Genomic DNA, 14,123 nt, shown 5'->3' with positions numbered 1-14,123 from the left:
TAAGAGGTGAGTGTATTACAGTTTTTTTTCAAATAAAAGTAAAAACGATAGCAGGCTACTTTAATGCAGACCCCTATCGGATTTCATTTAATTTTCAAAGAAATAGCGATACAGGATAAAACTGAAAATTTTAGATTCTGTATCGCCACATCGCAGGGAGAAGTATAATGGGATATTGTCTGGTTAAACTTCATCCCATTTAAAAATCAAAAAAAGTGTTAGTAACTGACGGATAAGAAATTAAATTTTCATCATCAAAAACTAACCTTTTTAAAAGGCTGCTGTTTAGTGTTTTATATTAAATGGTATTGAGGCTAAAACACATTGATTACTCTATGGTTTTTAACTAATTTAACCTTTGAGCGGTCATGTAGAAATAATAATTGTTAGAATCCCTTGTAGCGTGCCATGTGCAGTTGTACCATTGACCGTCTGAAAAAGTAATCATAGCATTCACATATTCTCCTTCATTAAGATCAGTAGTAAAATCATCATTCCCGTCTATCTGGTAGCTGTAGGCATTTGGAGCTATTGTGGTATTCATTCCGGCGATATTTTTGTCTGCCGTAGATAAAGCCGAAGTATTATAGTTAATTGTACCTGAGGTGGTATTGAACAGTTTCGGACTCACACTGGCCACTGCAGTGGGTCTCCAGCTTTTGATAAAATCCATTCTAAGGCCGTTGATAATAATATATTTTGATTTATCGGCAGCAGATGCCAGTTCATAAGCAGCCTGTCTTGAAATCGTACTCGTATTGCCGGCTGATTTGCCTGTCATCATGATTCGGGAACCTGAATTTGCAGAAAAAGAAGCAGCATCTATAACAATTCTCGAAGATTTTATTTCTCCTATAGCAAATCCGGGTGAAGAGATAGGGCTGCTACCCAGTTTTTGCCATAACCTTCCGTCAAAAAAATAATACCCTTCATAATCTATATTAACGGCCGTTCCGGTCATACTTCCGGTTGCGACAGTGCTAACATAAATGAGTGTGGAAGTCACCACTCCTGTCATAGTCTGGGCTTTCAGTCTGTCCACTCTTGGGATCAGTAATCCTTCAGGTGTGCTGCCTGTTGTGGTTTTTGCGGTAATATCAAAAGTTGACTTTGGGTCTGTGTTGTTGATTCCTATCTGAGCATAGCTTGCAGAAGAAATAATCATCAGCGATAATAGTAAAATTCTTTTTTTCATTGAGTTTAAACTTAGGGTTTGATTTTTCAAAAAATCATAGAAAAAAGAGAACAGTTTGCCTCTTTTTTTTTTGTGAATTTTTTTGCAAATTTATTATCTAAGTAAAAAAAAAGGACTACTACATTTATACTACTTTATTTAACCATCAAATTATTAGTAGCTTATGTTTTAAGCGTAGTATAGTTTGATGGCGTGGTGTTTTTTTGTGCGGATCTTGTTATGGAGTTAATTTTTTTTTGTCAGCCTTACAATTCTGTGAAAATCTAATAAATTCGTTGTAACCTTCATTTTTTAGATACTATTTCAAGTAATTCCAATATGTTTTTTTTTAGTTTTAAATGCCAAAAACACAAGTACAGTTTTTCGATGCGGTACTGGGGGCGGATGACATGGAAATCAGTCGATGGAACCTGGAGGTAGGTAAGATGATAAAAATAATAATGAACTTTGCTGAGTTCCGAATTTTGTACTTAATCTCATTTTATCATCTGTTTTTTTATGCAAATAATTTTAAATCCCCCAAAGGTTTGGGATTGACCTGCAACAAAATGATAAGAATTTTTAAACTAAAAAAGCTCCATAAAATGGAGCTTTGTATCAATATAATAAATATTATTCTTAATAATCTACATTGGATGTTTCATCACCAATATTCCAGGTCAGCCCGAAACGCAGGGTATTATCCAATGCGGTATTGATCTTGGACATATTGATCAGGTAAGAGATGTCAAGTCCGAAAGAACGGTATTTTAATCCGATACCGGCGGTTGCAAACTGTCTGGCACCCTGTTCTTCGCTTTCGTGAAAATAACCGCCTCTTACTGCAAATGCATTGTCATAAGAATATTCAAGACCGGCACTGTACATAATAGAATTGGTGTTTTTGAAGGATTTTCCGATTCCTTCCATCACCCCTACATTAGGGACTGCATACATTGGTTTTCTTGTATTGGGATCTATTCCCACATACTCTGAACCCGGTACCAAAATTTTGGAACCTTCAATGCTTAATCCCACTCTGTTAACATCATCAAGATACATATCATAACCAATCCCCAATCTCGCCATTGTAGGAAGATAGGATCTCGATTCTTCATTTCCTGTATAATCCAGCTTAGGACCTAAGTTCTGAACGGCGAAACCTGCATTAACTTTTCCGTCATAGCCTCCGAAACTTGAGAATCGAGGGGAGGTATAATATCCCGAAACGTCTACTGCAAAAGAGTTGGCTGCTTTTAAAGTGGTATCGGTATTGAATCCTCCGGCTAAGTCTGAACGGATGAATCTACCCGTAACTGCCATTGAATAAGAATCAGAAAGTTTCAGACCGTAAGCTATGTCAATAGAGAATTCGTTAGGCTTGGAGGTTCCCATTGAAGTTACATCATTTCCCACCAACTGGGTTAAATCTACTTCTCCCATATTGAAGTAATAAATACTCGCGGAGATGGTCGATCTTTCTTCCTGACCTAAGAATTTGTGGAACGCACCGTATAATAAGAATACATCATTCGTCAGCTTCCCCATATAAGGCGTATAGGTTACCCCCACTGAAGAACTTGTCCTGCTGAAAGGATATTTCGCTGCATTCCAGAATTGAGAAAATGCGTCCGGTGAGGTCACAACACCTTGATCACCCATACCTCCGGCTCTCGCATCGGGTGCAATCCTCAGAAAAGGAGCTCCCGTGAGTACCGGGTTTACTTTACTTAGGTCCTGCGAGTATCCTAAAAAACCGGCACTTAAACCAATCCCCAAAAACAGCTTAGTCGTTAAATTCATATATTGTCTTTTATATATTATCAGTTTTTTATAAATATTGTTACAATTATTATTTTAAATTATTTCAAAAGTACCATTTTTTCTACAGCTGTAGCACTTCCTTTGCATTTTTCTTGATTCTGACTTTTTGCAAATATCTTAAAAATATACGTACCTTTTGCTACAGTGGCACCAAAATCATCCCTTCCATCCCATTCAATGGCCTGACGTGGCGTTCTGAAGCCTTGCAGGAATGGTTCTGCCATTACAGTCTGCGAAATTGTTTTAACCAATTTTCCTGTAATGGTGTAAATTTGAACGTTGACATCAAGGATATCATCACAGTTATGCTCAAACTGAACATACGTTTTATTGGTGAACGGATTCGGCCAGTTTAGCGGTCTGTTAATAATCAGATGCTGATCAGCTTCATCTTTAACCTCAAAATTCAACGTAGAAGTTGTAGAATTATTGTTTATATCCCAAACTTTAAATGTTAATTGATGTTGACCTAATGCCAAATTTCGGAAAGGGTAGGTTACATTACCTTTTTGATAGTCTGCCAAACTTGGGTTTACACAGCCATTTCCCTCACCGGAGGCATAAAAGTCATTCAAAACAATCGTATTGATAATCTGACCATCCAGGTATACCGTAATGTCATGGCCAACCCCTGAACCGGTGGAATTGATCCCCGTATCATCCGTAACGCAGGCCAGCAGCATCGGGTTTTGATCCGTAATCCCTCCATCGGCAAAATTGGTGTTATTCATATATAATCTTACTTTTGGCGGCTCATTGTCATTAATTCCGTTAGGATTAAGATCACCCACCTGCACAGCCTGATTATTAAAAACATCAGTGGCTTTGTTGTCAGCATACCCAAGAATTCTTCCGGTTCCTACCGCATAATTAATATCTTTTGGAACATAGAATTCTACGGTAAATACTCCGTTCACAGCCGTTCCCGAGGCTTTCACGATGGCGCTGCCTTCTTCGGTATACTGAAGAATAGGCGTTAAAACACCATCATTATTGAGTGTGGATTTATTTAATTTTTTATCAAAAATATTAATGACCACGCGCCCGTTAAAAGTCGTATTGGTAGAACCATTTGGGTTGGTCACACGACCTGTTATTTTCACGAAATCCAGTCCTCGGATCAGTCCGGGAACCGGAGTTTCAATATTATCAATGGTTAACAACCTTTTCGGACGGCTTAATTTTGTCGCGGGATCACCCAGAAAGTTTACTTTCAGGTGGTCTGAATAGGCTCCCTTCTGTTTTTTAGCATTCAAATGGGCTGTCCCTAAGGTCGCAAAGTCATCATTATCAAGTTTGAAGAGATTCTGGGTAAGAATATTGGTAAAATCAATACCGTAACCTACGCCTACAGCACGGCTGGAGGTGATCATTGCTGAGGTTCCTCCCTGTTTCAGCTTGATAAACTGTTCCCCCACTGAGCTGGTTTCAGGATCATCCCAAAGTGTAAATTCGCAGGTAATGGTGGATACAAAAGGAAGGCGGCTGTAGACATTGGAAAAATTGTTGAAGTTCTGAACTTCATCTACAGAAAGAACCCGCTCCTGAGCCCATCCATTGATTCCTCCATGTCCGAAATAGAAAAGATAGAGACTGTTGCCTACATCGTTCGCAATAGCCTGGTTGACTTGCGGATATCTTGGGCCTCCCGCAGAACTTTGTTGCTGGAAAGCATCCAGATAAAGTTTTCTTACATTGTATTCTTTCAGATTGGTATTGTTCTGTTCAAAAACATTCACCAAAGAATTATTCATTACAGTATGAAATGGGGTTCCGCCGTCATTGTCATCATCCACTACAAAGTCTAGTTTCATACGCCATTCTCCAAAAGGGGTTGACTGGCCGGGAAGAGCATTGTTGTAAGCGAGAATTTTGTCAATCATATTCGCAGCTTCCGTTACATTAGCTGCAGGAATTCTTCCCACAGGAATGTCCGGAAGGATATAGTCAAGGTAATCAGCGGTCTGAGGCTGATTCATTACAATATAGTCATCCGTAACAAATGAGCTGATAAAATCGGCCGACCGCTCACTTTCATAACTCGGAACAATATTGGTATTCCCTGAAATACGGTCTTTATAATCATAAGATCCATCTCCCAGGATCAGTACATATTTCAGACGACCTATCGGGCTATTCAGTTTAGTAACAAAATCTCTGATCGCTGTCAGATCTCTGCTGCCACTGCTGAATTCATTATAAATTTTATTAATATCAACAATCTGGACATTGTAATTGTTTCTCGACTCATGATAGTTCGCCATCCTCTGAGCCTGCGCCATCATTTGTGGAGTCGTGAGGATGAGATAATCTATATTCTGGAGTTCAGAAAGGTTTTGATTGGCAATTCTTTCGACAAACTGAGGAGAATAAGCCGATTCTGCACGAAAAGCAACAAATTCATTATTGAAATTAGGATCCGATGTGGTATATCCGAAACTGAAAATACCGCTACCCCCAGCTTTATTCACCCTTCTTGTGGCATTGGTGATATCGGTTACATCCCATACCTGCTCCATGGCAGCCGTGTTCGCAATACTAAATCCGTAGGCGGTATTGGTTCCGCTGCTCAGCGAGAAATCTCTGAAATTCATCTGGGTACCGTTGAATCTAAGATCTTCTTTATACTGCACCTCTACATAATCAAAATAGAAATTCCCGTTGGGGTTTGTAGAAATATTGGGCTTATAATTAAATTTAATCTGTGTACCACTCAGGTTGGATACCGTACCGTTATAGTTTAACGGAAAAAAATCATATCCTACATTGGCGGAATTGGGGGGAACGTTGAACGGCACAGGATTTTGGCTGTTGATATCAAATGTAACCGAATTCTGTTGAGAGTGATAACCCACCACCTGAGTCCTGTATTTAATCACATCACCACCCTGTATCGGAGATTTTGTGTTCAGGGTAATTTCCTTATCGGTAGTAAAGGGGCTGTCTTCGACCCAAATTCGTCCTACCTTTAAAAGGTTCTTCTGATCATTGTTAATGACCTGATAATCGTCATATCGGGTGATGAGTGGCGTTGAGGGAAGAGCAATGTCTGCCGTCTGCACTCTTTTTCCGGCACCTTTGTCGAAGTTGATATAATAATATGAAAAATCGTCATAAATATTTTTCAGGTTATTGCTCATGTCCGAACGGGTTTCATTTCTCTTGAATCCGTTTCCGTTTCCGGTATCATAAAGATTGTATCCGTTGGGTCCCTGTGCATAGAAAAGAGCGTAATCTTCATCGTTCCATATGCCGTCATCTTCCCCTACAACCTGTATTGCATTTTCCTGTAAAGCACTGTATCGGGTATTTTGATTATGCTCAGGAAGCATGATCCCTCCGTTTCCGTAAATTCGAAAATTCCTGGGATTCACGGATGACGGATTAATCCCGTTGTCTTTTAAAAACTGGGTGGTAATTTTAAAAATTCCTGATTTATCAACTTTTATTTTGTAAAAACCTCCACTCGCCAGAGGATTAGAGGTAGATCCCACTTTATTCGCATTCCCGCTGTTCTGAGAAATTATGGAACCTCCTTCTGAAACATCGTAGGAGACCAGTCTCAAGACTCTCCCTCTTTCATACTTAAATAAGGACACGGAAGTTGTTGCATATCTTTCTCCTTCATAATAGAAATAAGATATGTCTTTTACTTCACGGGGGCTGATCAGTTGCTTATTCAGTTCAAACAGTTCATTGTTGGAAACAGCTTCCCAAGAAAGATTAGAGATTTTTAACTGCTTTTCTCCTATTTTTTGTTTTGTAGTGATGAAAACGTTATTTTGGCTGTAAGAAAAACCTTCATTTTTGAAGTTGGGAAGATTAATTTTTGTTTCCCCGAAGTCTTGAATTTTAGAGCCGCTCCATTCTATATTCACTCTTTGTGCCCAATACATTGATGTAGAGGCTAATAGAAATAAAACCGTGATTTTTTTTCTCATGTTTATTATTCAAATTTCTGAATTACAAAATAAATGAAAATTTTATAATTAATTTGCGATACAATAAAATTAATTTGTTATCGTTTTTCAAAAAAATCAATCTTTACTTGATTTATTGAATAATTTATTTTTTCTTTGTACTTTGAAAATATTTATATCGACTATGAAAAAACTAAAGTTGTTTTCATTAATAGCATTAAGTTCTACACTTGCATTAACCAGTTGTGGTGGATCAGGTACTAGCAAAGGCGGCGGTACTAAAAAATTTGTCAGCAAAACAGGTTGGAAACCAAACGAGAAACAAGGTTGGTTTTTTGCAGGAAAGCAACAAAAACAAAAAGGTTGGCCGGGGATGGTATATGTAGAAGGTGGAACTTTTACAATGGGATTAGTGAAAGATGATGTCATGCACGATTGGAATAACTCACCACGCAGAATGCAGGTAAGTTCATTCTTTATCGGAGAAACAGAAATTACTAACTACGAATACCGCGAATACCTGACATGGTTGAAGTATGTATTCCCTCCAAGTGACCCAAGTTTTAAGGAAATCTACAACGGTGCACTGCCGGATACCTTATTATGGGACAACAAATTATCCAGAAACGATTATAACGAAACTTATTTCCGTTCTCCTGAATTCGACTACTATCCTGTGGTGGGTGTTTCATGGACACAAGCCAACAGATATTGCGAATGGTTATCAGACAGAGCCAATGAGAAAGCTTTAATGCAAGCTGGTATCATTGCTAAGGATTTGTATATCAACGAATCTAACAACCAGGGAGGAACAGCATTTAACATGGATAAATTCAAAGCGAATGATCCTGAAATGCAAGGGTATATCAATGAGCAGAGAATGCAGCAAAAAACAGGTTTGAAAACAACGAACCAAAGATTATTGGCTGCTAACAGAGCTCCTAACGGTGCAATGGTTCAGAAATTCAGACTTCCTACGGAGGTTGAATGGGAATATGCAGCACTGGGTATGGCTAAAACAAGAGAGTACAACCAGTACTTAGGAAAAAAACCACAGATCGAAAGATTGAGAGGTACCAAAGGAAGAGATAAAGGAATGTTCCTTGAAAACTTCAAAATGGGAAGAGGTGATTATTCAGGTATTGCAGGTTGGAAAAATGACGGTTCTGCACAAACTTCGGACGTAAGACAATATCCTTCAAATGATCTTGGTATTTACGGAATGTACGGAAATGTGGCAGAATGGACAGCGGATGTATACAGACCGATTATTGATGAAGACTTCAGTGATTTCAACTATTACAGAGGAAATATGCCTCAGTCTATTGTAAGAAACGGTGACGGAACTTACAAAATGGTGGACGAGACAACGATTAAATATGATACACTTGCAGACGGTAGACTGGTATACAGAAGTTTACCGGGGCAGTTTGAAAGACAAACCGTAGCAGACTACAGAAACTTCAGAGACGGCGACAGACAGTCATCGCTTGAATATTACAGAGCTGCTGATTCTGCTTCATCTTACGATATGTACAACTCTCCAAAACAACGATTCATCGTAGATGCTTCTGGAAGAGTAAAAATGGAAAAAGATACCAGAGACAGAACTTCAGGAATGTCTAATGATATCCGTGTTGTAAAAGGAGGATCATGGCAGGATACAGCATATTGGCTGGATCCGGGACAGAGAAGATATAAGACTGAAAACAAAGCTTATGGCTGGATTGGATTCCGTGTAGCACAGGATGCAAGAGCCAGTGATAAGAGTAGAACTAGAAGATAATATTGATCAAAAAATATTTTTAAAAAACCTTCCGAATTTTTGGAAGGTTTTTTTATTTTTGAACTATGAATATAGAACAGTTTTATGCTTTATTTTTACAATCGAATAAGGTAACCATCGATAGCAGAAAAGTAGGAGCGAATGATATTTTTTTCGCTTTTTCAGGAGATAATTTCAATGCAGCAACATTGGCTGAAAAAGCTATTGATGAAGGTGCTTTAGCCGTAATTGTTGAGCAAAAGAATTTTGAAAACGAAGCGAAAAATATTTTCTATGTTCCATCAACGTTAGAGTTTCTGCAGCAGCTTGCCATTCATCATAGAAATCAGCTTCAGATTCCTATTATCGGATTAACGGGCAGCAATGGTAAAACCACTACAAAAGAGTTGATTCATGCGGTTCTCTCAGAAAAATACAATGTGCAGTATACTTTCGGAAATCTGAATAATCACATCGGGGTTCCCTTAACGCTGCTTTCCATTAAACCAGAGCATGAAATGGCAGTTATTGAAATGGGAGCCAATCATCAGAAGGAAATCGAATTACTTTCGAATATCGCTGAGCCAAATTATGGCTATATCACTAACTTTGGTAAAGCTCATCTTGAAGGTTTCGGAGGTTTCGAAGGAGTAATTAAAGGTAAATCTGAATTATATGATTATTTGAAAACTCATGGTCAGACTATTTTGATCAATGAAAACGATCCGATTCAGATTGAAAAGACTGGCAGCTATTCGCCAACAATTACTTTTGGTAAAGAGGCTTCCGATTATAATTTTGAAGCTTTTTCTGAAGAACATTTTGTAGGTGTAGTTTATCAAAATGAAAAAGCTGTTTCTAAATTAACAGGGGAGTACAATTTTACCAATCTTTGTGCAGCGGCAAGTTTAGGCTTACACTTTGGAATTGATTTCGATAAGATTAAACATGCCATTGAGAATTACACGCCAACCAATATGCGTTCTCAGGTGGTAAAAAAAGAAGGTAAAACGTTGGTACTGGATACTTATAATGCCAATCCAAGTTCTATGACTGCTTCGTTGCATAATTTCATCACTTTTGAAGGTTCTAAAACCATTATTATTGGTGATATGCTAGAATTGGGAGAAGAGAGTGAAAAAGAGCATCAAAACATCTTAAATTTAGCTAAAAATTTAGGTTTTAATGAAATTTTTACAGTAGGCAAAAACTTTAAAAGCATCAATTCATCTGAAACATCTTTTGAAAATACAGCAGACCTGACAGAATATTTAAAGTCGAATAAAATTCAGTCAGAAAACGTATTATTAAAAGGCTCCAGAGGAATTGCGCTGGAAAAAGCAATAGACTTTATTTAGATCTATTGCTCCAGAATTCTTTTAAGATCAATTTAATATTTTGGAAAGTGTTTGGAAAAACTTCAGCCTCAATTTGGGTGTTGTTTTTCCAGGCAACTTCAGTAATTCCTTCTTCTATTTGCGGTTTTGAAGTGTCTTCACCATCAAAATTCATTTCAAACCAATGCGTGCATTTCAGGATTTTATCACCGTTTCTTTCGATATAAATGTGATACGTTGTATTAATGAATTTCACCAATTCAACATCTTTTAAACCTGTTTCTTCTTCAATTTCTCGAACGGCCGACTCCTCTCGAGATTCTCCTTTTTCCATTTTTCCTTTCGGAAGATCCCATTTTCCTAGTCTTTTGATGAAGAGGATTTCACTATTTTCATTATTTACAATTCCGCCTGCCGCTTCAATGATTCTGAAAAGTTTCTGAAACTCTGCCCAGATCTCATCAATATTTTCACCATATACGTTCAGTTCGTTGGCTGAAGTATTCTCCAGCAGATCCAAAGCCATTTCTAAAGTTGTGAAGCTTTCATAGCTAAGCGATTTTTCTAAGTTTTCAGATTGCTTAGACAGTAGCAATTTTTTTTCGTTCACAAAAACTTTATACATATATTTGTAAGAATTAAGAATTTAAATACAAAAATAAAAAATGAATTTAGAAGGACGAAAGATTATTGTCAATAAATCATCTAAGGAGCTTACTGAAATATTAAAAACTCCTGAAAATTATAAAGAATTTATGCCGGATGGTCTTCAGAAATTTGAAACGAGAGAAGATGGATTTAAATTCGGGCTACAGGGAATGCCGGAAATAGCCCTTAAAATAGATGAAGTAAACGATCAGAAAGCAGTTTTGAAGTCTGCAAGTTCTAGCTTGGATTTTTCACTTACTGCAACGCTGAATCCTTTAAACGAAAACCAGACTGAGGTACAAATGTTATTCGAAGGAAAGTTTAATCCTTTTATTAAAATGATGGTTGAAAAGCCTCTTCAGAATTTCATTAATACTTTGACGGATAAGATCGAAGCTTATAAATAAAATGGAAACCTTCAGGAATGAAGGTTTTTTTATGCCATAATTCCTGAACTGTGATCTGCGTAACTTCCCGTTGCCGAAGCGAGAACATTAATATCATTGTTCCATCTTAGAATGCCCATAAAAGCGAAAATAAGAGCTTCTTTGTAATCAATGATGTCTTTATTCGGAATAATGATTTTAGCGGAAGTTTTAGCTTTTATTTTATCAATTAGAAAGGTATTGTAAGTTCCGCCCCCTGTAAATAGAATATTTTTTAATTGATATTCATTGATGACATTTGCGATTTGCTGGCTTGCATGCTCTGTAAAGGTTGCCAAAATATCGAGAGTTTCAATATTTTCGAATAGAGGAAAAATATTTTCGTTACACCATTCAATTCCCAATGATTTTGGATGAGATTGCTGGTAAAAGTCTAATGAATTAAGTTTAGATAAAAGTTCTTCGTTGATATTTCCTGTTTTCGCCAAATCTCCGTTGTCGTCGAAATTTTTATTAAATTTTTGAACCAGTTTATTTAAAACAATATTCACAGGAGCAATATCAAAAGCGATTCTTTGATCCTTAATTTTCAATGAAATATTAGAAAAACCACCCAAATTCAAACAAGCATCATATTGTGAAAAAAGAATTTCGTCGCCAATAGGAACAAGTGGAGCTCCGTTTCCACCCATTAAGACATCCTGAGTTCTGAAATCATAAATAACAGGAAGATGGGTTGTAAGCTTAATTGCTCTTCCGTCGCCAATCTGTAAAGTGAATTTTTTCTGAGGCTGATGAAAAACCGTATGACCGTGAGAGGCAATCAAATCAATGTTTTGCAACTGATTTTTTTTGATGAAATCATTTACCAATTCTCCCAAATAGAAGCCGTATTCGGAATTTAATTCCAATAGATCTTCTGCAGAAAGCTGAATAGAGTTTCTAAGTTTTTCTTCCCAGTTTTTAGGATAAGGAATTGTTTCTGCCTTAAGAATCTCGAAAGACCAGGATTCTTGCTTTTCAAATTTTGCAAAACAAATATCCAAGCCATCAAGGCTCGTTCCGGACATCAAACCAATAGCCTGCAAAATCATCATCGGTTATCTTTTAGATTCAGAGATCTTTGCAGAACTGAAATCTCCGGTATTTTTATAGAATGTATATTCTGAAAAATCGTCTTTTGCAGTCATTCCTTTGGCTCCCACTAATGTGGAACCGTCTTCCATTGTTACATAAACAGTATCATGGGTATAGATTCTCCTTTTGGGCTGGTCCCAGTAAAGACTTTGCATAGCGAAGCGTTGTCCTTCGCTGGTGGTAATTCTCACATTGCCTTTGGCTTCGTAGAATTTTTTAGATTCAAAAATTCTGGCATATTTGGCGGTAATTTTACCGGGAACTTTAGGCTTCTTTTTATCAAAAAACTGAATATTGATCCCTTTTGTAGCAACCACATAAGGCGTATCAATAAGTTCATATTTTTCAATCAGAGGAGCAGTGGCTCTCAATGTTACAAATCCTGAATCTCTCTGGATAATGTTAGCGTTATTAATGATCTGTGAAGGGAAGTTTTTACTTTGTTTAGCGTTGTTTTTCGTAACATCTTCTTCACAGGAGGTCAATATAAAAAATATAGCACAACTAAAAAGGCATGCTATAATTTTTTTATATGATGGGATGAGTCTCAGCTCCATTCTTAGTTGTATAGGGTTTTTCTGAACCACTTGTCAGCAAAATTGAAGCCGACTCTGAAGTTAATGAAATTCTGATTGATGAGATTATCCTTAAGCGTTCCTCTTTTTCCAAGCTCTATTCCAAGTTCAAGGCCGCTCATTCTTGTGATACTGCTGTTTTTGAATGGTAACATCACCCCTGCGGAAATTCCGAATTTGTTGATGTTATTTCCTGCCAGCTGAATATTTCCTTTTTCATAAAAGGCTCCGTATCTATAGACTACTCTTGAGAAATAGCTTCTGAAGTTATTGTAGTTAGGAAGATACCATCCTCCGACAGCAACGCGGTAAGAGTCCTGAAAACTGAAGGTGCTGCCAAAGTAGGAAACAGTTTCCCCTTTTTTATAATCCAGCTGGGTAGATAAAAACCAGTGGTTTTCATCCCCGTATCCAACCCCTAAAGATGCCTGGAGTGGAAGAAGATTTTTAGATTTTGTACTTTTTTGTTCAATAATCGATTCTCCCGCTTTTACATCTGCTGCGGAATAGTAATACGTACTGTTGGTATAGTCCGTCGTCATATTCCCATTGGTATTCCCAAAGGTTGTTGTCGCACCTATAGTTAACTTGTGATCTGTAGATGGGTTGGTTTTCTGATAAGATGCGCCCAGTGTAAAGTTAAAATTTCTGATGCTGTTCTTGGTTTCATAACCGTTAACCAGGTCAGCATTGGAGTACGCCAGTTCATTGGTATCGTACAGAGTTCCGAAATATAAATTGGCTCTTAAACCAGCAGAGAATTCCGGACTAATCTTATAGGATAGGGCAACCAAAGCCGTGTTCAATGTCCCGCTTCCCTTAAAACGGTTGGATGCGATATAACTATTCCCCTCACTATCTGTTCTTGTTTCCGAAGTAAGAATATCATAGCTTTTTGAGCTGTAAGGCTGATACGATAATCCCATTTTTATTTTGGATGAGATAGGGAAAGCCAAAGATATATTAGACAGATAGGTGGAATGCTTGGTTGACTTCGTATTATTAAAGTTCGTTTTGAAGTAATTGTTTTCGTTGGTAGCTTCCAGCTTAATACTGGTAAGCTCGAAATTAGCATTGTTAGCCGGGTTGGCAAAGTTAAAATTACTGGTGAAATCACTAATAAAAGCAGTTGATATACCTCCCATAGAGGAAGTCTCAATCGTATTATCATATTTTACATCCCCAATTCCGTAAGTGGCATAAGGTGAGTTACTCAAATTTTGCGCATTAAGGAAATACCCAACGGATATAAATGATAGTACAAAGATTTTTTTCATTCTTTATTTTTAAAACAATGCGCAAATATCTTAAATATTAATGAATTGTAAAAGTTTAACGAGGTTAAAGTTTGTTAAGG

The 14,123-nt window shown here is 37.3% G+C and carries 10 protein-coding genes; 3 read left to right on the top strand and 7 right to left on the bottom strand.

The window, feature by feature from the left end; genetic code table 11:
• Positions 1 to 346: 346 nt before the first annotated feature.
• The 3 genes from VUJ46_RS08850 to porU form a co-directional block, all read right to left on the bottom strand.
• Positions 347 to 1,195, bottom strand: coding sequence for a hypothetical protein (locus VUJ46_RS08850; protein WP_326984618.1), 849 nt, complete (start codon positions 1,193 to 1,195; stop codon positions 347 to 349).
• A 618-nt stretch (positions 1,196 to 1,813) separates the two neighbouring features.
• Positions 1,814 to 2,977 (bottom strand): type IX secretion system outer membrane channel protein PorV, encoded by a 1,164-nt coding sequence (gene porV / locus VUJ46_RS08845; protein ID WP_326984617.1) that lies wholly within the window; start codon positions 2,975 to 2,977, stop codon positions 1,814 to 1,816.
• 59 nt (positions 2,978 to 3,036) lie between these two features.
• Positions 3,037 to 6,939, bottom strand: coding sequence for a type IX secretion system sortase PorU (gene porU, locus VUJ46_RS08840; RefSeq protein WP_326984616.1), 3,903 nt, complete (start codon positions 6,937 to 6,939; stop codon positions 3,037 to 3,039).
• A 163-nt stretch (positions 6,940 to 7,102) separates the two neighbouring features.
• Here porU and gldJ point away from each other — a divergent pair, with 163 nt between their 5' ends.
• Positions 7,103 to 8,704 (top strand): gliding motility lipoprotein GldJ, encoded by a 1,602-nt coding sequence (gene gldJ / locus VUJ46_RS08835; protein WP_326984615.1) that lies wholly within the window; start codon positions 7,103 to 7,105, stop codon positions 8,702 to 8,704.
• A 65-nt stretch (positions 8,705 to 8,769) separates the two neighbouring features.
• Positions 8,770 to 10,041: a UDP-N-acetylmuramoyl-tripeptide--D-alanyl-D-alanine ligase gene (locus tag VUJ46_RS08830; RefSeq protein ID WP_326984614.1), complete on the top strand. Its 1,272-nt coding sequence runs from the start codon at positions 8,770 to 8,772 to the stop codon at positions 10,039 to 10,041.
• On the opposite strand, the gene VUJ46_RS08825 is transcribed toward VUJ46_RS08830, so the two are convergent.
• Positions 10,034 to 10,645 (bottom strand): NUDIX hydrolase, encoded by a 612-nt coding sequence (locus VUJ46_RS08825; RefSeq protein WP_326984613.1) that lies wholly within the window; start codon positions 10,643 to 10,645, stop codon positions 10,034 to 10,036. The genes VUJ46_RS08830 and VUJ46_RS08825 overlap by 8 nt on opposite strands.
• A 40-nt stretch (positions 10,646 to 10,685) precedes the next feature.
• Here VUJ46_RS08825 and VUJ46_RS08820 point away from each other — a divergent pair, with 40 nt between their 5' ends.
• Positions 10,686 to 11,075 carry an SRPBCC family protein gene (locus VUJ46_RS08820; RefSeq protein ID WP_326984612.1) on the top strand — a complete coding sequence of 130 codons (390 nt, stop codon included), beginning with the start codon at positions 10,686 to 10,688 and terminating at the stop codon, positions 11,073 to 11,075.
• Between the two features lie 29 nt (positions 11,076 to 11,104).
• On the opposite strand, the gene VUJ46_RS08815 is transcribed toward VUJ46_RS08820, so the two are convergent.
• Genes VUJ46_RS08815 through VUJ46_RS08805 form a run of 3 tightly spaced genes read right to left on the bottom strand, consistent with a single transcriptional unit; the run spans position 11,105 to position 14,043 of the window.
• Positions 11,105 to 12,148 carry an anhydro-N-acetylmuramic acid kinase gene (locus VUJ46_RS08815; protein WP_326985086.1) on the bottom strand — a complete coding sequence of 348 codons (1,044 nt, stop codon included), beginning with the start codon at positions 12,146 to 12,148 and terminating at the stop codon, positions 11,105 to 11,107.
• Positions 12,149 to 12,154: 6 nt separating this feature from the next.
• Positions 12,155 to 12,748, bottom strand: coding sequence for an LPS export ABC transporter periplasmic protein LptC (lptC, locus tag VUJ46_RS08810; RefSeq protein WP_326984611.1), 594 nt, complete (start codon positions 12,746 to 12,748; stop codon positions 12,155 to 12,157).
• Between the two features lie 2 nt (positions 12,749 to 12,750).
• Positions 12,751 to 14,043, bottom strand: a complete 1,293-nt coding sequence (locus tag VUJ46_RS08805) for a hypothetical protein (RefSeq protein ID WP_326984610.1) — start codon at positions 14,041 to 14,043, stop codon at positions 12,751 to 12,753.
• Between the last annotated feature and the right edge of the window lie 80 nt (positions 14,044 to 14,123).

Source organism: Chryseobacterium sp. MYb264, assembly GCF_035974275.1.
Classification (GTDB): domain Bacteria; phylum Bacteroidota; class Bacteroidia; order Flavobacteriales; family Weeksellaceae; genus Chryseobacterium.
This window is presented reverse-complemented; position numbering and strand designations above follow the sequence as displayed.

Bases quoted from the DNA above. Each gene is read 5' to 3' on its own strand.
- VUJ46_RS08805 (WP_326984610.1), bottom strand. From the start codon at position 14,043: ATGAAAAAAATCTTTGTACTATCATTTATATCCGTTGGGTATTTCCTT.
- porU (WP_326984616.1), bottom strand. From the start codon at position 6,939: ATGAGAAAAAAAATCACGGTTTTATTTCTATTAGCCTCTACATCAATG.
- VUJ46_RS08830 (WP_326984614.1), top strand. From the start codon at position 8,770: ATGAATATAGAACAGTTTTATGCTTTATTTTTACAATCGAATAAGGTA.
- lptC (WP_326984611.1), bottom strand. From the start codon at position 12,748: ATGGAGCTGAGACTCATCCCATCATATAAAAAAATTATAGCATGCCTT.
- VUJ46_RS08850 (WP_326984618.1), bottom strand. From the start codon at position 1,195: ATGAAAAAAAGAATTTTACTATTATCGCTGATGATTATTTCTTCTGCA.
- VUJ46_RS08815 (WP_326985086.1), bottom strand. From the start codon at position 12,148: ATGATTTTGCAGGCTATTGGTTTGATGTCCGGAACGAGCCTTGATGGC.
- VUJ46_RS08820 (WP_326984612.1), top strand. From the start codon at position 10,686: ATGAATTTAGAAGGACGAAAGATTATTGTCAATAAATCATCTAAGGAG.
- porV (WP_326984617.1), bottom strand. From the start codon at position 2,977: ATGAATTTAACGACTAAGCTGTTTTTGGGGATTGGTTTAAGTGCCGGT.
- VUJ46_RS08825 (WP_326984613.1), bottom strand. From the start codon at position 10,645: ATGTATAAAGTTTTTGTGAACGAAAAAAAATTGCTACTGTCTAAGCAA.
- gldJ (WP_326984615.1), top strand. From the start codon at position 7,103: ATGAAAAAACTAAAGTTGTTTTCATTAATAGCATTAAGTTCTACACTT.